The 21585-nt window shown below is 37.8% G+C and carries 19 protein-coding genes; 7 read left to right on the top strand and 12 right to left on the bottom strand.

Going from position 1 to position 21585, the window contains the following annotated elements; all coding sequences use genetic code 11:
- The first annotated feature begins 11 nt into the window (after positions 1-11).
- The 7 genes from mutL to yneA all read left to right on the top strand — a co-directional run bounded on the left by mutL (position 12) and on the right by yneA (position 7248).
- Positions 12-1946, top strand: coding sequence for a DNA mismatch repair endonuclease MutL (gene mutL / locus QU661_RS04195; RefSeq protein WP_304989034.1), 1935 nt, complete (start codon positions 12-14; stop codon positions 1944-1946).
- A gap of 23 nt (positions 1947-1969) precedes the next feature.
- Positions 1970-2896 (top strand): tRNA (adenosine(37)-N6)-dimethylallyltransferase MiaA, encoded by a 927-nt coding sequence (gene miaA / locus QU661_RS04190; protein WP_304989033.1) that lies wholly within the window; start codon positions 1970-1972, stop codon positions 2894-2896.
- Positions 2897-2904: 8 nt separating this feature from the next.
- The gene (locus QU661_RS04185) at positions 2905-4068 is read left to right on the top strand and encodes a tyrosine-type recombinase/integrase (protein WP_304989032.1); all 1164 of its coding nucleotides are present in this window, start codon (positions 2905-2907) and stop codon (positions 4066-4068) included.
- The gene (locus QU661_RS04180; protein WP_304989031.1) at positions 4068-5387 is read left to right on the top strand and encodes a methionine gamma-lyase family protein; all 1320 of its coding nucleotides are present in this window, start codon (positions 4068-4070) and stop codon (positions 5385-5387) included. Before QU661_RS04185 ends, QU661_RS04180 begins: the two co-directional genes overlap by 1 nt.
- Positions 5353-6159 (top strand): TVP38/TMEM64 family protein, encoded by an 807-nt coding sequence (locus tag QU661_RS04175; protein WP_304989030.1) that lies wholly within the window; start codon positions 5353-5355, stop codon positions 6157-6159. Before QU661_RS04180 ends, QU661_RS04175 begins: the two co-directional genes overlap by 35 nt.
- A 12-nt stretch (positions 6160-6171) precedes the next feature.
- Positions 6172-6660 carry a Cys-tRNA(Pro) deacylase gene (gene ybaK / locus QU661_RS04170; RefSeq protein ID WP_304989029.1) on the top strand — a complete coding sequence of 163 codons (489 nt, stop codon included), beginning with the start codon at positions 6172-6174 and terminating at the stop codon, positions 6658-6660.
- A gap of 285 nt (positions 6661-6945) precedes the next feature.
- Positions 6946-7248, top strand: a complete 303-nt coding sequence (gene yneA / locus QU661_RS04165) for a cell division suppressor protein YneA (protein ID WP_304989028.1) — start codon at positions 6946-6948, stop codon at positions 7246-7248.
- Between the two features lie 475 nt (positions 7249-7723).
- Here yneA and QU661_RS04160 read toward each other — a convergent pair whose 3' ends face one another.
- From QU661_RS04160 to nifJ, 12 genes are all read right to left on the bottom strand, one after another.
- Entirely contained in the window at positions 7724-8251 is a 528-nt protein-coding gene (locus QU661_RS04160) for a DUF1097 domain-containing protein (RefSeq protein ID WP_304989027.1), read from the bottom strand.
- 13 nt (positions 8252-8264) lie between these two features.
- The gene (locus QU661_RS04155) at positions 8265-9137 is read right to left on the bottom strand and encodes an acetyl-CoA hydrolase (RefSeq protein ID WP_304989026.1); all 873 of its coding nucleotides are present in this window, start codon (positions 9135-9137) and stop codon (positions 8265-8267) included.
- A gap of 15 nt (positions 9138-9152) precedes the next feature.
- Positions 9153-9497, bottom strand: coding sequence for a hypothetical protein (locus QU661_RS04150; protein ID WP_304989025.1), 345 nt, complete (start codon positions 9495-9497; stop codon positions 9153-9155).
- A gap of 140 nt (positions 9498-9637) precedes the next feature.
- Positions 9638-10522: a LysR family transcriptional regulator gene (locus QU661_RS04145; protein WP_304989024.1), complete on the bottom strand. Its 885-nt coding sequence runs from the start codon at positions 10520-10522 to the stop codon at positions 9638-9640.
- A gap of 255 nt (positions 10523-10777) precedes the next feature.
- Complete coding sequence (locus QU661_RS04140; protein WP_304989023.1) at positions 10778-11965, bottom strand: phosphoribosylaminoimidazolecarboxamide formyltransferase; 1188 nt, start codon at positions 11963-11965, stop codon at positions 10778-10780.
- Between the two features lie 114 nt (positions 11966-12079).
- A complete protein-coding gene (gene purB / locus QU661_RS04135) occupies positions 12080-13516 on the bottom strand; it encodes an adenylosuccinate lyase (protein ID WP_304989022.1) in 1437 nt (478 codons plus the stop codon).
- Positions 13516-14226 carry an IMP cyclohydrolase gene (locus QU661_RS04130; protein WP_304989021.1) on the bottom strand — a complete coding sequence of 237 codons (711 nt, stop codon included), beginning with the start codon at positions 14224-14226 and terminating at the stop codon, positions 13516-13518. Before QU661_RS04130 ends, purB begins: the two co-directional genes overlap by 1 nt.
- Positions 14219-14653: a Holliday junction resolvase RuvX gene (gene ruvX, locus QU661_RS04125; RefSeq protein WP_304989020.1), complete on the bottom strand. Its 435-nt coding sequence runs from the start codon at positions 14651-14653 to the stop codon at positions 14219-14221. Before ruvX ends, QU661_RS04130 begins: the two co-directional genes overlap by 8 nt.
- Before the next feature lie 12 nt (positions 14654-14665).
- Complete coding sequence (locus tag QU661_RS04120; protein WP_094234230.1) at positions 14666-14917, bottom strand: IreB family regulatory phosphoprotein; 252 nt, start codon at positions 14915-14917, stop codon at positions 14666-14668.
- Positions 14918-15005: 88 nt separating this feature from the next.
- Positions 15006-17606 (bottom strand): alanine--tRNA ligase, encoded by a 2601-nt coding sequence (alaS, locus tag QU661_RS04115; protein WP_304989018.1) that lies wholly within the window; start codon positions 17604-17606, stop codon positions 15006-15008.
- Positions 17607-17694: 88 nt separating this feature from the next.
- Complete coding sequence (locus QU661_RS04110) at positions 17695-17862, bottom strand: DUF896 domain-containing protein (RefSeq protein WP_304989017.1); 168 nt, start codon at positions 17860-17862, stop codon at positions 17695-17697.
- Between the two features lie 85 nt (positions 17863-17947).
- On the bottom strand, positions 17948-21484 hold the full coding sequence (gene nifJ, locus QU661_RS04105) for a pyruvate:ferredoxin (flavodoxin) oxidoreductase (RefSeq protein WP_304989016.1): 3537 nt from the start codon (positions 21482-21484) through the stop codon (positions 17948-17950).
- Positions 21485-21585: the final 101 nt, after the last annotated feature.

Here is a 21585-nt window from a genome sequence, read left to right as displayed (position 1 = left end):
TAGGAGTAACGATGATAAGAATCCTTGATGAGTTTATCGCTGATAAAATAGCTGCAGGTGAGGTTATTGAACGCCCGCTTTCAATTGTCAAAGAGCTAATCGAGAACTCTATTGACGCCGACTCCTCACAGATAGTAATCGAAATCAAGAATGGTGGTAAATCATACATCAGAGTAACCGATAATGGTTCAGGAATAGCTACCGATGAAGTTGAGCTAGCATTTGAAAGACACGCAACAGGTAAGATTTCAAAACTAAGTGATCTAGATCACATAAATACCCTTGGCTTCAGAGGTGAAGCATTAGCTAGCATTACTGCTATCTCAAGACTTACAGTTTATACAAAGACAGCAGATTCCGAACTTGGCACTAAGCTTAAAATGCAGGGTGGAACCACTGTAGGCTTAGAGAAAACAGGCATGAATACCGGAACCACCATGGTGGTTGAGGACGTATTTTACAATACTCCGGCTAGGCGAAAATTCATGAAGAGCGATGCTGCTGAAGCTACTGTAATCATTGATATGATTCAGAAGTTGGCCATCTATTATTCGAACATTGCTTTCAGACTTATCAACAACAAACAGACAGTTATTGCAACACCTGGTACTGGAGATATACTAACTACTATTCAGTCTATATATCCATCTTACCGCGAATTAATAGAAATTAATGGTGATTATGTTCATGGATTTATCTCAGATCCAGGAAGTACAAAGAGTAATAAAAGAGGACAGATTTTCTTCGTTAATGGCAGATATATCAGCAGCTCTACTATCGAAAAGGGTATTACAAAAGGATATGGAGATAGAGTATTCTCCGGTTATCCGATTTGCATCTTGTTTCTCGAAGTTAACCCAGAAACTATAGATGTTAATATACATCCCAACAAGAAAGAAATAAAATTCCTGCAGGAAAATGATATAGTCAAAGATATTGAAAATGCTATTAAACGTGTAATTAATTCAGAGAATACAATTCCTTCAGCAATGGGCCTTAGATCCGAATGTAGTTCTGATATATTTTCATCTTCGGCCGTGAATGACAAAGCCTCTTCAGGGACAAACACATCTGGAGCATCAGACACTCATACTTCTTTTACCGATAAGAATGAAGATACAAGCGCTCAGCTTGATATCAAGACTTATTTGGAATCGAAAACACGAGTATCAGATAATGATGAATCCTATGATTCTAATAAACATACTTCCTCTGGAGATAACTATGATTCTAAAGAGATTTTTTTAGATGATACACAGCAGAAAGATAGTTTTGATATTGTAAATCAAAAATTAAAAATCAATGATATTGACAAAGATAATGTTATAATAAAAAAGCAAATTCAACTTAAAGCGCCTGCCGCAAAAGCATTTGATTTTGAATCATTAGTATATAAGGGATACCTATTTGACACCTATATTATCATGCAGTCAAATGATGTGGCATATCTAGTTGATCAACATGCTGCACATGAGCGTATAATGTATGAGCGTTTTATCAATATGTACAATGACTCAGAACACGTATCGCAACCGATGCTTATGCCTTTTTCTCTTGAGACATCGAGTGATATATACGGTGCTGAAAGATTCTGGATGGATGATCTTATCAAGCTTGGTTTCGATATCGATGATTTTGGAAATAACACTTTTATCGTTAGAGGGATTCCAACCTACATGGACAGAGGTGAAGCAGAGCTTTTTCTTCACACATACATAGAAGATCCAGAATCAAGATCCGATAGAGGAAATACGACCGTTGTCGATAAACTTATCATGCGTTCGTGCAAAGCTGCTGTAAAGGGAAATAATAAGCTCAGCATTATGGAGATTGAGGAACTACTCGAGCAATTGAAGAACTGCGTCAATCCATTCAGCTGTCCTCATGGAAGACCTACATTCATCAGGTTTACTCTATCCGAAATTTCACGCGCATTTAAGCGCTAACTATATACAGAAGGGAAATTGTTATGACCATAGGTAATAAGAAAGTTTATATAATAGGCGGTCCGACTGCCGCTGGAAAGAGCATTGTTGCACTTTATCTCGCTAAGAGAGTTAAGGGGGAAATTGTAAACTGCGATTCTGTCCAGCTTTATAAGTACATGGATATAGGAAGTGCTAAGCCTTCTCAAAAAGATATGAAAGCTATTCCACATCATCTCTATGGTTTCGTTGATCCAGCCGACGATATAACAGTGGCGCAGTATCAGGAACTCGCATTTGAGAAGATAGATGAAATATTAGTACGCGGTAACACCCCAATAGTTGTCGGTGGAACGGGACTATATCTAAATTCGCTTATATACAAGATGTCATTTGCAGCTAAGCCTATTAACCTAAAGCGTCGAGAAGAGCTAGAGCACCTTGCAGAGATAAGAGGTAAGGAATATCTATTTGAACTTCTATCGGCAGTAGATCCTGATGCTGCTGCAAGAATCCACCCTAATAACATAAGAAAGATCATCAGGGCAATCGAAGCTTACGAGCTAGGCTCAAAATTGGAATCAATGGATAAGCTTGAACCTAACAATAAGTACGATTTCAAGATTAATATAGTTAATATGGAACGTGAATGGCTTTATACTCGTATAAATAGACGTGTAGATAAGCTGATGGAAGAGGGCTTACTCAAAGAGGTTAAACATCTTCTGTCTATAGGATATAATAGCGAAACACCTGCGATGAAAGGTATTGGATACAAAGAACTCCTATCATATCTTGACGGTAAAGCTACACTAGAAGAAGCTGTAAATAACATTAAAACGAATACTCGCCACTATGCAAAACGTCAGTTGACGTGGTTTAAGCGCTACGAAAACGCCCACTGGGTCGAGATTCAGAAGGGACAGATGGTTGGAAATGTAGTTGATGAAATTTTAGAGGCTAGTAAATAATTGGAACCATGGCTATCAAAAGAACGATTGGAGCCGCTACCAGCGAGGCAAAGCGGCTTAAAATCCACAATAAATCTGACAAACCAGATAATGTGATTGAAAAGGAAAACGAAATATATATGCAATGTGAGGCAATTGAACGCGAACTACCTAGTTTTTTGCGTTCATATTTTGTATATCTAAAAGGAAATGTTCTTCCTATGTCTAGGCTTGCATATCTGCAAGATATTCGATTTTTCTTCGATTATCTTATAAGCAATACTTCTCTCACAGATGCTGAAGTTGCCAAAGATATAAAGCTTGAAGAAATCCGCGAGATAACATCTATGGATGTAAATCTCTTTATCGATTTCTGCCGCAAGTACACTGTAGATGATGGTGATAAGATAATCGTTTATGAGAACAACAACAAGACGCTCGCACGTAAGAAATCATCTCTATCAGTCATGTTTAAACATCTTTATCGCGATGGATTCATTGAAAACAACATAACTGATGGATTTGATCCAATAAAAGTTCCGAAACCTGGTGAACGCGAGATAAAGGCACTTCAGGACGATGAGGTAATGATTATGCTTGACGCAGTAAGCACTGGTTCAAACATGACTCCACATGAGCGCAAGTACTGGGAGAAGACGAAGCTTCGTGACAAAGCGATTCTGATGCTTTTCTTAACGTATGGGCTTAGACTTTCAGAGCTTCAGCAGCTCAACATTTCTTCATTTAACTTCTCTCGTGGCGAATTTATCATTTATCGCAAAAGAGGTAAAGAATCAAGCATGCCGATTAATCAGTCAGTACAAATGACTGTTCAGGGTTATATCAACAACGAACGTTCATCGATTGCTGAAGAAACGGAAGCTGACGAGGATGCGTTATTTCTATCTTTGCAAGGAAGACGTATGACCTCAAGGTCGATAAGAGAGCTGGTAAAAAAATATACTGCAATCGCGCTAAACACGACAAAACACAACGGTTATAGCCCGCACAAGCTACGTGCAACAGCGGCAACTAGTCTCATAGGGCGCGGAAACTCCATCTATGATGTACAGGCTCTGCTTGATCACGAGCAAGTAACAACGACTCAGCTTTATGCTTCACATAAGATGAATGTAAAGCGAGATTTGGTGAAAGATATGGAGTGGGAGATAGAGAGAAAGGACAACGATTAATGACTAGCTATAATGAGCATCTCATAAAGAATTTTGGTATAAAGCCCGCTGTTCTAGACTTAGTAAATAGGGCAGAGGAACAGCTGAAAAAACAATTTACTGAACTAGAGGATATATGTGCTATTAACCAGCTCAAAGTTCTAGGTGCATTTCAAGATAATAAAATCAGCGATTCACACTTTGCATGGAACACCGGATATGGATATGACGATGTAGGTCGTGAAGCCGTTGAAAAAGTGTATGCTAGCATCTTCAATACAGAGGCAGCTCTTGTAAGACCAAATATCGTCAACGGAACACATGCGCTCTCTACGACGCTTTTTGGCATACTAAAACCAGGTGAAGAACTAATTTACGTGACAGGTCGACCATATGATACCTTACAGACAGTCATCGGTATTAATGACCATGATTATATGGGAACTTTGACGGATTATGGCATAGAGTACAGCGAAGTTGAGTTAAATGATAACTTGGATGTTAATTTAGAAGCAATAAAAAATTCACTCCACGAGAATACACGTGTAGTTGCAATGCAGCGTTCAACAGGGTACGACTGGCGACCAGCGATAACCTTGGACAGTATCCGCAAAGTCACTGATCTTATACACAAAATTCGCCCAGATATCATAGTTATGGTAGATAATTGCTATGGTGAATTCGTAAGTGCAGAGGAGCCGACTGATTTTGGTGTGGATGTAATTGCAGGTTCTCTTATCAAGAATCCAGGTGGTGGGCTAGCGCTTTCTGGTGGATATATCTGCGGAAGAAAAGATCTAATAGAGATAATCTCATATCGCCTCACGTGTCCAGGCATTGGTTCAGAATGCGGATTAACCTTTGGACAAAATCGTTCTGTTCTTCAAGGAATTTTCCTTGCTCCTAAGATTGTAAATGCAGCGCTAAAAGGAGCTATGTTATGCGGTACTGTTTACGATATGCTGGGATATGAGGTTTGCCCGCCAGTTTCTTCAGAGAGAAGCGACATAGTCGAGGCAATTAAATTCAGGGATCCTGACTTAGCGATAGCCTTTATTCAGGCAATTCAGTCTGCTGCACCAATCGATGCATACGTTACCCCAATTCCATGGGATATGCCTGGTTATGATGACCAAGTGATTATGGCAGCTGGTGCCTTTGTACAAGGTTCTTCCATTGAATTAAGTGCTGATGCTCCACTCAGAGAGCCTTATATTGCTTACTATCAAGGCGGTCTTACTTATGAACATGCTAGATTCGGTATCATAAAAAGCTTGCAGGAGCTAGTGAACAGAGGCTTAATAGATGTCAACAAAGCACAAGGAGAAAACAGAATATAAGATTGAATGTACAGCGAAAGCTGCAATAACTGATTTAAAACAAGAGGCACATGCTAATACATGTAATATCTCTATTTCTAAACGGTTAATCGCCTTTGGTAAGCTATTTTTGCTTTTTGCTATATTAATTATTGTTCCACTCGTGCTATATCTCTTATATAAAGATACGTTGTTTAATAAGGCTTATTTGTCAAATATACAAAATAAACTTGATGATTTTAAAGGGTTTGCATTTATACCTCTAATATTCCTGCAAGTTATCCAAATCGTCATCTGTATCATACCAGGTCAACCAATACAGTTCGCATCAAGTTACTTATACGGGATACTAGGTGGTTTCTTAATTTCACTAGTAGGAGCTTTCATTGGAACAGTTATCACTTACTACCTTGCAAAATTTCTTGGTAGAGACGCTCTTCATATTATATTTGGCGAAGAAAAAGTTAAATCATATGTGAGAAAACTAAATAGTAGACGTGCTTATGTGATAATATTTCTCCTGTATTTAATACCTGGTGTTCCAAAAGACTTCACCAGCTATATTGCTGGTATTTCAAATATTAAACTAAGACCATTTATATTTCTATCGATACTTGGAAGATCTCCGGGAGTTCTTGAAAGCTTGCTATTCGGAACATTTTTAGCACATAGAAATTATCTTGGTATTGCTTTGCTGATTATTGCTAGCATCATTATTTTGCTGGTATGCTATATAAAACGTGACGTATTACTTAAATTTATTGACTCATATGAAGATTCGGAAGATAATTAAGAGGTTTCGATTATGGCTAAAAAAGAAAAGATTGAAAAAACTAATGCGATGAGGCAGCTAGATAGCGCTGGTATTTACCATGATATCAGTGAGTATGATTATGATGAATCTGATCTCTCTGGAGAACACGTTGCTGCAGCACTAGGAATATCTGAGGAAGAAATTTTCAAAACATTGGTAACCCATTCAAATACTGGAGAATATTTCGTATTTGTAATTCCGGTTGCATCTGAGTTAAATCTTAAAAAAGCAGCATCTGCAGCAGGTGTCAAGAAAATAGAGATGATTCATGTAAAAGAGCTACTTCCGCTAACAGGCTATGTTAGAGGTGGCTGCTCTCCAATAGGCATGAAAAAACTTTTCCCGACCTTCATTGATGAAACTGCAATACTGTATGATCAGATATATATATCGGCAGGAAAGAGGGGCGCACAGATAATAATTAATGGAGAAAAACTAGCTAAGTTTATCAATGCGTCTTTTGCAGATATAACAGCATAAAAGTCTAATGCTCACATAATATCTAACATACATATCTTTCCAAGCAATAAAGCAAGTAAAATCTATTATTATTTCGAATAACTTATCATCCTTAAGATGTTGTAAAGACTAACTTTCAGCATCTTTTTTTATTTTTTCAAACATTTGTTCTTTTTCTTATTGACTTTGAATATAGAAGGGGTTATACTATGAACATCACAAACAGAACATCTGTTCTTTTTAATTCAGAGATAATTAATACCATAGCTATAAGCTGCTAGTATCATATATACGGAGGTAATCATTATGAAAAAGAAATACAAAATTGTTTCACCAGTTAGATTTTTTATATTTGTCCTAGTAACAGTATTAAGCATGACTATGCTCGTGTACAGTTTACTAGGTTTCGCTACAACTGAAGCTGGTACTTCAGATACATATAGACAAGTTGAAGTTCAACAGAACGATACACTTTGGTCTATTGCTAATAAGTATAGTGGTAAATATGTTGATCCTCGCACCACAGTTAATAAGATATGCGAACTTAACGGTATATCTGCTTCTGATGTAAAGCCAGGAGATACTATTTTAATTCCAGTAGAGTCATAAAAAAAGTGAGACCGAAATTTCGCCTTAGAGACGTTTTTTTATGAGATAAGGATATATGACACCTCCATGTTATGGAAGGTATTCGAATACAGAGTATATATCCCTTATTATTACATAGGTATTGGTACAGTGTTATATCACTTGTTGTCAAATACATAAAGCTCCATTTACGAGGCTGCCATCAAGGCAGCCATATTTCTTGTTTCATAACTATTCCCAAAATTATGATTTTAGGAATAGTTATATCTCATTAGATTCATTTCCCCATCGATACTTATTTGCTTCACTATGATAATGCATTTATTTTCTTTACATATATTTCTATCTTTTTTAATTATTTTGTTTATAAAAAACTACCTAAACTAAATTGTTCAGGTAGTTTCCTTATCATTCGCAACATATCAATTACAGAAACATTTAATATATTTCGAAGCATCTCATAGTCATCATGGACTAAAAATTACACTTGGTATCTCTATCTATTATTTACTATCTTGTGTATCTTATCTATCAAAGCTCCAACGTAATATACACCCACAATCATCGCTACTCCGATTTCAATTGTCATCCTAATTAATGAAGTTGTTTCATCTAGATTCATCGATAGCATCGCTATCGCCCATCCTGCTAGGAAACTTGGCAGATATACATACCTGGGAAATTTTGCAGATATTATTACTGCAATAAATCCTAGTATAAATAAAGTAAACCAAAGTGTAAGATTCGCATTAAAAGACGTTTTTTGCATCAGGACTGTGGTAATTAATGACCATATTTCTCCAGCGATATATCCAGCTGCTATTTTAAAAGAGTCTTCGAATTTATTCCCATTTGCACCATATATGCCAGCAGCAATAAGAGCTATTGGTCCAACGTGCACTCCTATATATGGGCTTATTAAAGCCCATGTTGGAGGAAGAATTCCAACTAAGAGAGCAAGGGTAAGCACCTCTTTATACTTACCCTTGCCACTGTCGCGATTTAGGTTTTCCCTTTTACTCATATTATTTCCGTTCTTACCTCATTGTAATATAACCATGATAACCAGTCATATTATCTGATCTTGCTATATCTGATAAGAAAATTCCCGAGATTCCATATGACTTTTTGAGATATGGGAAATCCGTAGTTTCTCCCCAAGATGGCTTTCTTACTATTTTAGCAGCCTTTTCTGTCGCTGCTACCCACGCGGACTGACATGGGAACCACATTTCAACAACACGATCAAAATCACAGCCATTTATTTCTTTTATTATCTTGCTAGATAAACATCTTATTACTTCATCCTGTTCTGTATAGGCTGGTAAGAATTCTTCCTTAAGCCACTTATCTCCTTCTTCAAGAGTAACCCCCTCAGGGTAATGAACCATAAACTGCCATCTATAGTTTGGTCCATCTTCAACAGTTCTGCCTTCACCCTTAAAGTCTTCTTCCCACCATACCGGAATAAATGCAAATATAAATGGAACTGTACCTAATTCTTCGCTCCCTTTTGTAGCTCTCGCATCATCACCTTCAAAATTAACCTCTTCGGATTTATTAATTTTATGAGAGTTCCCCTCATCAGGCATATTATTTTGCCATATTAGTACATCCTTAGGAAAATACTCTGTCAGTGCCTTATGATGTACGAAATTTCTAATATCATTTGGATTTGCTAGCCAGTAGTGCTCTGTCATCTGCATTCTTACAGTACCAAATCTTTCACCACCTGGAGGTGTTGGAAGAGCCTGATAAAATGCATACTTTGACACATACGGTCCAAATTGCGAAATACTATCTGGAATATGGTATCTGTATAACCAATTCTCAAGCTTTATCCTATAATCCTCATGGGCAAGATCGACGTATATTAGACTTCTGACTGGATAGAATTCTGGTCTATTCATACTAACACCTCCTATTTATTCATGACAAATTGCTCTTGAAGCCTTGTCTGCTACGGGATACCATATCATCGCTATAATTAGTGTTGGAATATAACATGGTATAAAGCCAGCAACATTTGCAAGAAGTCCAAACTTGAATGTATTATCTTCTGCATACTTACTTGCGAATTTAAAACCTATCATACCAACAGGCAGAAAATTAATAAAAAATGTAAGTACATAAGCTAAGCAGAAGCTCGGAATAAATCTTTCCATTGTCAGATTACCACCTAGTGCAAGTGCTACCATAGTAACAACGATGCTGAGTGGTAAATCCATAATGAGTGCATATACTGCAGTTAGTTTCTTACTCTTTGGCATTGTAATACCCTCCATCCATAATAAAAACAATCCATAGCTCAAAATCGTTAAAATCAAAACGACCTTGTTTGTCTATATTTTAAACAAACAAGGTCTCTTTGTATAATTGAATATTAGGTATGCTCTGCATAACCGCGTTGTTATGAATCAACTGAACAAGATAGAATCAGGTCATATAATTCCCTAACCTCGTCATTAGTGCTATTCTTAATCATTCCAGCACAGATAAATTCTTTTTCCTGTAAATCAATTGATTGTAAATTTTTATCATTGAGATATCCTGTAAATCCATCGCAAATTGCAACACCAAGGTTATATCTTACACAGTTAATCATCGATTCGAAATTATTTACGAACTGAATATTTGGCCTGATACCATACGGCTGCATATACATGTTAATGCTCTTTGTAACTGTATCATCCATGATACTCCAGGGAGCAAAAAATTTTTCATTAGCAAAATCTGCTGGACTGAGATTTTCTTTCATAGCCAACGTATTTTGCTTGTTGTATACGAGTTTCTTTCTGGCTTCGAGTATATTATGTGATTCAATCTCTGCAAAAGTATCAAAAGTGTTTTTCAGAGAGATTGCAATGTCAATCTCATCTGTAAGGAGCAGCGTTGATACTTCCTTGGCACCGACATAATTAATCAATATATCTACATAACCATGTGAATCTCTATACTTTTTTATAACATTCGTAAGCCATGATGCAAAATCCCACCCTTCAAGTATTCCGATGGTTATTGTCTGAGCAGTAATGCCATCTAATTCGGATACTTCGTGCTTAATATTGCCCATTTCAGTCTTATATCGACTAAAAAAATCAAAATATCTCTTTCCAGCCTCTGTAAGTTCTGTTCTCCTGTTATTTCTAATGAATAGCTTAACCCCTAGCTCTCTTTCTAGAAGTGCAATTTGCTTGGAAATTGCAGGCTGAGATACAAAGAGTTCTTCCGATGTCTTGGTAAAGCTCGAATTAGTAGCTACGGCCATAAAATAATCTATTTGAAGGTCGTTCATAACACGCGTATATTCCAGTTACCTGATAAAAATCTGGATTTTCCTTTCTCCGAGACTTCTCGGTGATTCTATTTCATTATATTACGTTTTACGAAGCACTTTCTCTTTATTTCTATAATATTCAATTTATACGGTAAAAGATCGTGGGTAAATCATCTGAAAACGGATATTCTACCTCTATATCATTCTTTAGCGTAACAAGTGCTTTTTCTTTAATCATTCAAATCAACAAATTTAGTATTAAAACGAGGAAACTTAGTGATGGAACAGTCTGAAGCCTGTAAATACCATTGCTATCCCATACTTGTTACAAGAATCAATAACTAGATCATCGCGGGTCGAGCCTCCAGGCTGAGCAATATACGAAACACCACTTACATGAGCTCTGTCGATATTATCGCTAAATGGAAAGAATGCATCTGATGCTACTGATACGCCTGTAATCGCATCAAGAATCTGTCTTTTTTCTTCAACTGTAAAAACTTCAGGCTTCTCCGAGAATAATTCCTTCCAGTCAAAATCCCCTCTAGCTTCAGGCGTATCCTCCATAGCTATATATCTATCTATAAAGTTATCCTTGTTTGGTCTCTTTGTCCCTTCCTTAAAAGGTAGATTGAGTACCTTTTCAGACTGTCTGAGATGCCAATTATCAGCCTTTGAGCCAGCAAGACGAGTGCAGTGAACTCTCGACTGCTGACCAGCTCCTACTCCAACTGTCTGACCATCTGCTGCATATGCAACAGAATTTGACTGTGTATACTTAAGTGTTATTAGAGCAATTACCAAATCATCCTTAGCATCTTCTGGAATATCCTTGATTTCAGTCACTACTTCATTAAGACAAGTCTTGTCTATCTTTATATCATTGTGCTTCTGTTCAAAAGTAACTCCAAATACCTGCTTTGTCTCAACTTCAGGTGCTCTGAAATTCTCATTCACTTTGAGAATCAGATAATTTCCATTTTTCTTCTGCTTCAATACCTCTAGTGCTGCGTCAGTAAAATCTGGAGCAATTACACCATCGGAAACTTCTCTCTTAATTAGCTTCGCACATGTTTCGTCGCATGTATCACTCAAAGAAATGAAATCACCAAATGATGACATACGGTCGGTCCCACGAGCCCTCGCATATGCTGTTGCAATCGGAGATTCATCTAGGCCAGCGATATCATCTACAAAACAAGTTTTTTTAAGCTTATCGCTCATAACTCTTCCAACAGCAGCAGACGAAGGACTTACATGCTTAAAAGAAGCTGCTGCAGCTTTACCAGTCGCCTCCTTTATCTCACTTACTAGCTGCCATCCATTTAAAGCATCTAGAAGGTTAATATATCCAGGTTTGCCATTTAAAACCTCAAAAGGCAATTCTGACCCGTCCTCCATATAAACAGAAGCTGGCTTTTGATTTGGGTTACATCCGTATTTTAATTCGATTTTGTTCATTTCTTTTCCCACTTGCAATTGTGCAAAATTTCTTTCTCACATAAGCTAGATAAGAGGCCATAAATTAGCCTCTAATCATTTTTCATATTATTTATAAATATTTACAAAGTAATCTTAAAGATTAATTTCTGTCTCGATATTTTTCTGAGGATGACGTTCGATAATTGGATCAATAACCTCAGTAATCAATTCTTCAACCTGAGATGGGCTTCTTCCAACATATAGAATTGGATCCATAGCTGATAGAATCTCTTCTTTAGAAAGTCCAAATGTCTTATCGGCAGCAATTCTATCGACGAGATCATTATTAAGTCCATCTCTCTTAACTCTTAGCGTAGCCTCATGAGAATGAACTCTTATCTGTTCATGTAACTCTTGCCTATTTCCACCCTTCTTAACAGCTTCCATCATTATATTCTCAGTTGCTATGAATGGAAGCTTTTCCATAGTGCGGGCGTTTATAACCTTAGGATATACCACCATATCACTTGTTATATTGATATACAGGTTAAGAATACCATCTAGTGCTAAAAAAGCTTCAGGAACGGAAATTCTCTTATTTGCAGAGTCATCTAATGTTCTCTCAAACCACTGCGTTGCAGCAGTAATTGCGGGGTTTAGTGAGTCAACGATTACATATCTAGCAAGAGATGTAATACGCTCTGATCTCATTGGATTTCTCTTGTATGGCATAGCAGAAGACCCGATTTGATTCTTTTCAAAAGGCTCTTCCATCTCTCCAAATGACTGAAGTATTCTAAGGTCGTTTGAGAACTTAGAAGCACTCTGTGCAACTCCAGAAAGCGACGATAATATATTAGCGTCTACTTTACGAGAATACGTCTGTCCAGATACCGGAACACAACCAGATACTCCGAATTCTTTTGCAATAATCTCATCAAGCCTCTTTACCTTAGACTCATCGTTGTTGAAGAGGTCCATAAAGCTTGCCTGAGTACCTGTTGTACCCTTTGAACCAAGCATCTTGAGATCATTCAACCTTCTTTCAAGCTCAACCACGTCCAGTGAGAGTTCATACATCCATAAAGAAGTCCTCTTACCAACAGTAGTAAGCTGTGCAGGCTGTAAATGTGTATATCCTAGGCAAGGCATCTCCTTATATTCTCTAGAGAATTTCTTTAAATTTACTAGAACCTGAACAGTCTTTTCTATTATAAGCTCGAGAGCCTCTTTCATTAGGATAACATCTGTATTATCACCGACATAGCAAGAGGTTGCTCCTAAGTGAATGATAGCTTCAGCTTTAGGGCAATGCTTTCCAAATGCATATACATGACTCATTACGTCATGACGAACTTCCTTTTCCCTAGCTTCGGCTGTCTCAAAATCAACTATATCCTTGTTATCAATCATTTCCTGGATCTGTTCATCAGTGATATCAAGTCCAAGTTCTTTCTCTGCCTTTGCTAAAGCAATCCATAGCTCATGCCAAGTAGTAAATTTCTTTTTTTCGGAGAAAATATACTTCATCTCCTTGCTCGCATATCGAGAAGATAGTGGCGACATATACTGCAATCTATTGTTTTCCATTAATCCCCCATTCTCTTGTTAAAAATCTTAACTTCTCTGTCTAGAGTATCCGTATTGATCATCATAGTGCATAGAGAAATTTTATTGTCTTCGTTGAGGCTATTCCAAATTGTTTTGCTAAACTCCTCAAAACAGTCTGGAATTCTTACAAGCTTAGGTTCTCCCTCAAATGTTGGAAGTGGTGAATCGTTGCCTTCGTATGTATGAATAAAGTGAGCGTGGTTAGAACGCAAAGGATATTCATAAAAATACCTGTGGCAGTCTGTCCCCTGTCCATCAGAGTCTTTAAGAATGCTCATCTTATATGAACCATCAACCAGGTTCAAAATTCCACTAATTCTCGGTGTAAAATGAGGGGCGTCAGGTTCGAAACATCTAGTTCTCAAAGCGTCCTCAAATGTAAGGCCTTTGCTTAGAAACTCCTCAACTGTATCCGTTTGGTCTCCATTAGTTACAATCAAATTCTTACCGTGGGTCTTAATTGGATAGTAGATAATTAAGGTTGGATCAATTTCTGCATCCTTATCATAAGGTGCAATTGCTACTCTATCATCTTCTTGATAAAAGATTCTATTACAACTATTTTCGCTTCTTCCCATTATAAAATAGGCAACGGCAATCTTATTTGATGTTCTTCCAATAAGGATGCCCCTGCCCCAATAGTCATTAGAAGCGAGAAAACTAAGTTCATAAATGTGTGTCTTATTCATTGCTCACCTTGTCTAAATAACTCTGTAATATTAAAATTGCTGCCTGCTTATCAATAACCTTCTTGCGGTCGTTTCTCTTAACATCACCTGCAATAAGGATATTTTCCGCCAACTTCGTCGTAAATCTCTCGTCCTGCCATTCGATTTTTACATGAGCAAGTCCAGAGCTTCTTAACTTATTTTCAAACATAGTGCGGAAGTCACGTACCTTTTGTGTCTGTACGCTATCGGTACCATCAAGGCTTAGAGGAAGTCCAACGACAACTGTATCGCACTCATATTCGCGCACTAAATCAAGCACCTTGGTAGTATCTTTTCTAATACCAACACGCTCAATCGTTGTGACTCCCTGGGCTGTAATATCTAGTAAATCACTTACAGCAACTCCTATAGTCTTTTCACCGACATCAAGTCCTATTTTTCTCATTTAAGATAAAACCTACTTGTCAAGCTCTAGATAGGACTTTAGAATTTCCTCGAGTAACTCATCTCTATCAATCTTGAGAATGAGGTTTCTCGCGTCATTGTGGCTTGTTATATAAGATGGATCTCCAGATGTTAAGTATCCAACCATCTGATCGATTGCATTGTACCCTCTCTCCTGAAGAGATGAATAAATCTGGTGCATCGCTTCTTTGTTGGAAATCTGTTTGATCTTTGCACTTTCAAACAAAATTGTATCCTTGCTCATATCTTCCTCCTATTTTATAGAATGTAGCGAGATATATTTAGCGCTAATAGGTAATTTTAAAAATGAACTCACCTATTAGCTATCTAACTTATTTATTTGCAACTAGAGTCTCTGCTAATTTTAGAGCTTCCTTTAATTTGCGTTCATCCTTTGCTCCAGCCTGCGCCATTCCAGCTTTTCCGCCTCCATTACCGCCAGCAACCTGAGCAATCTCCTTAACGAGTTTGCCTGCGTGGAAACCTTCGCTTACAAGCTCATCACTTACAGAAACGAGAATTGCAATCTTACCTTCATTAACAGACGCAGCTACGAATATAGATTTGTTTTCTCTGGACTTTATAGCGTCTGCCATCTCTCTAAGCTGAGTAACATCAGTGTTATCAAATCTCTTTGTTATTAGTCTAATGCCATTAATATCAATACCAGATGAGATAACTTCATCGAGCGAACCTGCGATTTCATCAGCCTTAAGGGACTTAATTGTCTTTTCGAGCTCTTTGTTATCAGCAACCAGCTGGGCTGCCTTCTTTTCAAGGTCGCTAGCATTAGACTTAAGTGTTGCACAAATACTTGAAATTACAGACTCTTTATCTTCAGTGTAACCGATAACTTGAGTTCCAGTAATCGCTTCAATTCTTCTAATACCAGATGCAATACCTGCTTCAGAAATAATTTTGAATGCACCAATTTTGCCAGTATTATCAATATGTGTTCCACCACAGAATTCAACACTGTAGTCTCCCATGCTTACAACGCGGACAATTTCACCATACTTTTCACCAAAGATAGCTGTAGCTCCCATTTTCTGAGCTTCCTCAATTGGCATTTCCTGCATCACAACAGGAAGGAATGCATCAATCTTGTCATTAACAATATCTTCGACCTTTTTAATCTGTTCCAGAGTCATAGCATCGAAGTGATTAAAATCAAATCTAAGATAATGGTTATCCACATAAGAGCCGGCCTGGGATACATGCTCTCCGAGAATATCCTTAAGAGCTTGCTGGAGGATGTGTGTTGCACTGTGCCCCCTAGCGGTTCTATTTCTATTGGCTGCATCAACCTTTAACTCCGCAAGATCCCCGACATTTATATTATCAACCGATTCATCAACGAAATGTAGAAATATATCATTTTCCTTTGTTACATCGTTTACGTGATATTTTCTATTAGCTACGATAATAACACCGGTATCATGTAGCTGACCTCCACCTGTAGCATAGAAAGGAGTTCTGTCGAAAATAAGGAGATTTTTATTCCCATCACTGTTTACGTATAAAACTTTGGCGTCAGACTCAAAATCCGTATAGCCAAGGAATTTACTTTTCGGCAATTTATCGTAATCAGCTGCATCTTTCCAAGCTACATCTTCTGTGGATTTCTGACCTTGACGAGCAAGCTCCTTTTGGTGGTTCATATTATTCTTGAACCCTTCCATATCAACTGTAATACCTCGCTCAGCCAAAATTTCCTCAGTCATCTCTATAGGAAATCCGTATGTATCATATAACTTGAATGCATCTGCACCGTCTAATACCATCTTATCCGTTTTATCAAGTTTTGCAATATATTCTTCGAGAATTCCTATACCATTATCCATGGTCTTTGCGAATTGTTCTTCCTCTATAGCTATAAGCTTCTTTATGTAGTCATGCTTATCAACTAATTCAGGGTAGGCTACGCCTGAAACCTCTACTACAGAATCCATGAGTTTGGCGAGAAAATTCTTTTCTTCAATCCCAAGAAGTCGCCCATGCCTAGCAGCTCTTCTGATAAGACGCCTTAAAACATATCCTCTTCCTTCGTTGCTTGGCATAATCCCATCTGCGATCATAAATACCATAGAGCGCAAATGATCAGTAATAATTCTTAAACTTATATCATTCTGTTCATTTCCAGCTTGATAGTCAACTCCTGCCATCTGTGCAACTGAGTCAAGAATCTTTCTAATGGTGTCTATATCAAATATAGAATCGACATCCTGCATAATACAAGCCAGTCTTTCTAAACCCATACCCGTATCAATATTTGGGTGTGCTAAATTTGAATATGATCCATCTTCTTCCTTCGAAAACTGTGAAAATACGTGATTCCAGAATTCTATATATCTGTCACATTCACAACCTGGTTTACAATCTGGAGCACCACATCCATATGCTTCACCTCTATCATAGTAAATCTCGGAACAAGGTCCACATGGTCCAAGTCCGATCTCCCAGAAGTTATCTTCTTTCCCAAGCCTTACTATTCTTTCAGCAGGCATGCCAAGTTTTATCCAAATGTCATATGCTTCATCATCATCCTGATATATAGTCGCCCAAAGTTTGTCTTTAGGCATATTCAGATGTTCGGTAATAAACTCCCATCCCCACGTCAACGACTCTTCCTTAAAATAATCTCCAAAGCTGAAGTTTCCAAGCATCTCAAAAAAAGTACCATGACGTGAAGTCTTCCCTACATTATCGATATCTCCAGTCCTTATACATTTCTGGCAAGTCGTCATTCGTTTAGATGGTGGTGTCTCCACTCCTGCAAAATATGCCTTTAATGGCGCCATACCTGAATTAATAATAAGCAAGCTTTTATCATTTTGGGGAATCAAAGATGCACTTCCTGCTGCATAGTGATCCTTACTAATAAAAAAATCGCGAAATAAATCTCTTATTTCATTAAGACCAAGTTTTTCCATTTAAAAAAAATCTCCCTTTATATACAATGCTTATATTTTATACTGAAAAATCGATATTCACAAGCAATTAGAGCATTAAGAATTATAATTAATCAACAATTTCTATGCTTTCGAGTTGACTTTTTACATCTTTTTTAATATCAGCTAAAAACTCCTTGCGAAGCTCTGCTTGTTCCAACGTTTCCTCGACTGTTAAACCTTCACTTTTGCTTTTTCTTGCAAGCTCATTAATTCTATTGATTTTCTCTTTTATCATTATAATACCTTCCTCCTATTTTTCTAATTAGATAAACATGCCATACCCGCACAGCGAGTATGACATGCCATTTGTTTAAAACTATTTATTTAAATCTCTTGCTTCGTTTTACAAGCTCTTCATATCTTGCTGCAGCTTGTTTAGCTGCTTCTTCAAATAGCTTCTTTGCTCTTTCTGGATTTGATTGCTCTAATGCTCTGTATCGAACTTCTCCATCTAAGAACTCTTTATACTCAAGAGTTGGTTTCTTGCTATCAAGCGTGAACGGATTACCATCACCTTCGTTTGCCTTTCTTGGATCAAATCTGAAGAGGTTCCAATATCCAGACTGAACAGCTTTTTTCATCTCGTTCATCGAACAGTTCATTCCTGCTCTAATACCATGGTTAATACAAGGAGAGTAAGCAATTACAATGGAAGGACCGTCATATGCTTCAGCTTCTTTCAAAGCAGTCAATGTCTGTGTAGGGTTAGCACCCATTGCAACTTGTGCAACATATACATAACCATATGCCATTGCAAATTCCGCAAGATTCTTCTTACCTACAGCTTTACCCGAAGCGGCAAACTGTGCTATAGCTCCCGTCGGAGTAGACTTAGAAGCCTGCCCTCCAGTGTTTGAGTAAACTTCAGTATCAAATACCAGAATATTTACATTTTCGCCAGAAGCAATTACATGGTCAAGACCACCGTATCCGATATCATAAGCCCATCCATCACCACCAAATATCCATATAGAAGGCTTTGGAAGAAGATCAGCATTTTTTGTAACAAATTTAGCATCAATATCATCACTGCCTTTGCAAACTTCTATTAGCTTTTTAGCAGCAATTTCAGCCTTGTGACTATCTTCCATTGCATCGAGCCAGTCTATTGCTGCAACGCAAAATTCATTCTTATCTGCTAGTCTCTTAACAGCAGATTTCATTTCTTTACGGCGAGTATTCATCGAAACCGCCATTCCAAGACCAAACTCAGCATTATCTTCAAATAATGAATTTGACCAAGCTGGACCTCTTCCTTCGTGGTTTATCGTGTAAGGGGTACTTGGTGCACTACCACCCCAAATTGATGAACAGCCTGTCGCATTCGCTATAAACATTCTATCACCGAATAGCTGTGTTACAAGTCTAGCATATGGCGTTTCACCACAACCTGGACAAGCACCTGAGAATTCAAGTAGTGGCTTAATAAAGTTCACGTTACGAGGCGTATCTACATTTCCATCTAATACATCCTCATCTGTATGGTCATTAGCATAATCGAATACCCTCTGTTGATCCGATGATCTCTCATCTTCATAAGGGATCATTTTAAGGGCTTTCTCCTTAGCTGGGCAGACCTGAACACATGATCCACAGCCTGTACAGTTAACTGTAGATATAGAAATCATAAACCTATGCTCTGGATTAGCTTTTGATTTTAACGTGTTTGCCTGCGATGCATTTGCATCAGCATTACTTAATGCAAACGCTCTAATAACTCCATGAGGGCAAGAATATGCACACATGTTACATTGAATACAATTATCAGCAATCCATAGAGGAACATCTATGGCGATTCCACGCTTTTCGTATGCTGCGGTTCCTGCAGGAATCATTCCATCAGCAACATCTAAGAATTTAGATGTCGAAATTTCATCACCTTTCATTGCTGCATCAGTTGTCAAAATATCATTTAGATATTTTTTAAGATCTGGTCTTTCTGACTGAAGCTGTTCCTTATTCTCTGAAACTTTTACATCCTTCCATCTCTCAGGAACCACGACTTTGTGAACATGCGTAACCCCAGCGTCTACAGCATTACAGTTCATATTTACAACATCTTCACCCTTATTCATGTAGCTCTTCTTGATGGCAGATTTCATGTATTCAATAGCTGCTTCAATAGGCATTACATTAGCAATCTTAAAGAAAGCTGCCTGTAGTACCGTATTAGTTCTTCTTGAGCCGAGCCCTACCTGATTGGCAAGTTTAACTGCATCACAAGTGTAAAATTCAATATTATTCTCAGCAATGTATTTCTTTGCTACATCAGGAAGATGTGTTTCTAGCTCTTCATCTGTCCAGCTGCAATTCAGAAGGAATTTACCACCCGGATTAACATCTTGAACAATGTCATACTTATGCATATATGCTGCACTGTGACAAGCTATGAAATCTGCTGAATTTACATAATAAGTTGATCTGATAGGTTCATCCCCAAACCTAAGATGGGAGATAGTTACGCCACCAGATTTCTTTGAATCATACTGGAAATATGCCTGGACATACTTATCAGTATGGTCTCCGATAATCTTAACGCTATTCTTATTAGCACCAACAGTTCCATCTGCACCAAGTCCCCAGAATTTACATGCGACTGTCCCCTTCGCAGAAACAATTGGGTTGGAAGTTCTTTCTAGAGAAAGATTTGTAACATCGTCGATGATAGATATAGTGAATTCCTTTTTAGGCTTATCAGATGCCATATTGTCATAAACAGCGATAATATCACCAGGCTGAGTATCTTTAGATCCAAGTCCATAGCGACCTCTTGTTAATCTGGGATTTAAATCATCCGAATCTGCAAGCGCAGATATAACATCGAGGTAAAGTGGTTCTCCATTTGAACCAGGCTCCTTAGTCCTATCGAGAACTGCGATATTTTTCACAGTTCTAGGAATCTCCTGTAACAAATACTTACTAGAGAACGGCCTAAATAGCCTAACTTTTATTAAGCCAACTTTTCTGCCACTTTCATTTAGATAGTCAACTACCTCAGCTGCAGTTTCACAGACAGAGCCCATGGCAATAATTACATCAGTTGCATCTTTTGCACCATAATAGTTAAAAGGTTTGTAATCAGTTCCAATACTCTCATTGACCTGATCCATTACACTTTTAATTATATCTACAGATTCGGCATAAAATACATTCCTAGCTTCATTGTGCTGGAAAAATGTCTCAGGCTGTTCTGCAGAACCCATTAGATGTGGATGACATGGATTATTGGCATGCTTCTTGAACCTATCTACAGCAGCGTGATCAAGCATCGAATCAAGCGTTTCATAGTCCCATACTTCAATCTTTTGCTGTTCATGGCTTGTCCTAAAACCATCAAAAAAATGCACGATAGGCAGGCTAGCCTTAATCGAAGCTAAGTGCGATACTGCAGCCAAATCCATAACCTCCTGTGGACTATTTGCAGCAATCATACCTACACCAGTCGCCCTTGCAGCCATAACATCAGAATGATCTCCAAAAATAGAAAGTGCATGTGTTGATACTGCTCTAGCAGCCACATGGAAAACCCCAGGTAAGCGTTCTCCTGCAATTTTATACATATTAGGAATCATCAGAAGAAGTCCCTGAGATGCTGTATAGGTGCTAGTCAAAGATCCCGCATTAAGCGAACCGTGAACAGCCCCGGCAGCTCCGCCCTCAGATTGCATCTCTACAACACGAACCTTCTCTCCAAATAAGTTTTTTCTCCCTTCAGAAGCCCATTTATCGATTACCTCAGCCATAACAGAAGATGGTGTTATTGGGTAAATTGCTGAAACTTCAGAAAAAGCATAAGCAACATGCGCCGCAGCCGTGTTGCCATCCATAGTCTTTTTAACCCTCTTTACTCTACTCATACTTACATACCCTTACTTTCGTATACTAATAGCAAGTTGAACAATTAATATAATGTTTATAGTTTATCACGATTCAATAGTGCGTTCAACGAAATTAAAGG

The organism is Mogibacterium neglectum (genome assembly GCF_030644205.1).
Taxonomy (GTDB): Bacteria; Bacillota; Clostridia; order Peptostreptococcales; family Anaerovoracaceae; genus Mogibacterium; species Mogibacterium neglectum.
The sequence above is the reverse complement of the archived record's forward strand: the minus strand, read 5'-3'. Positions and strand labels throughout refer to the sequence as shown.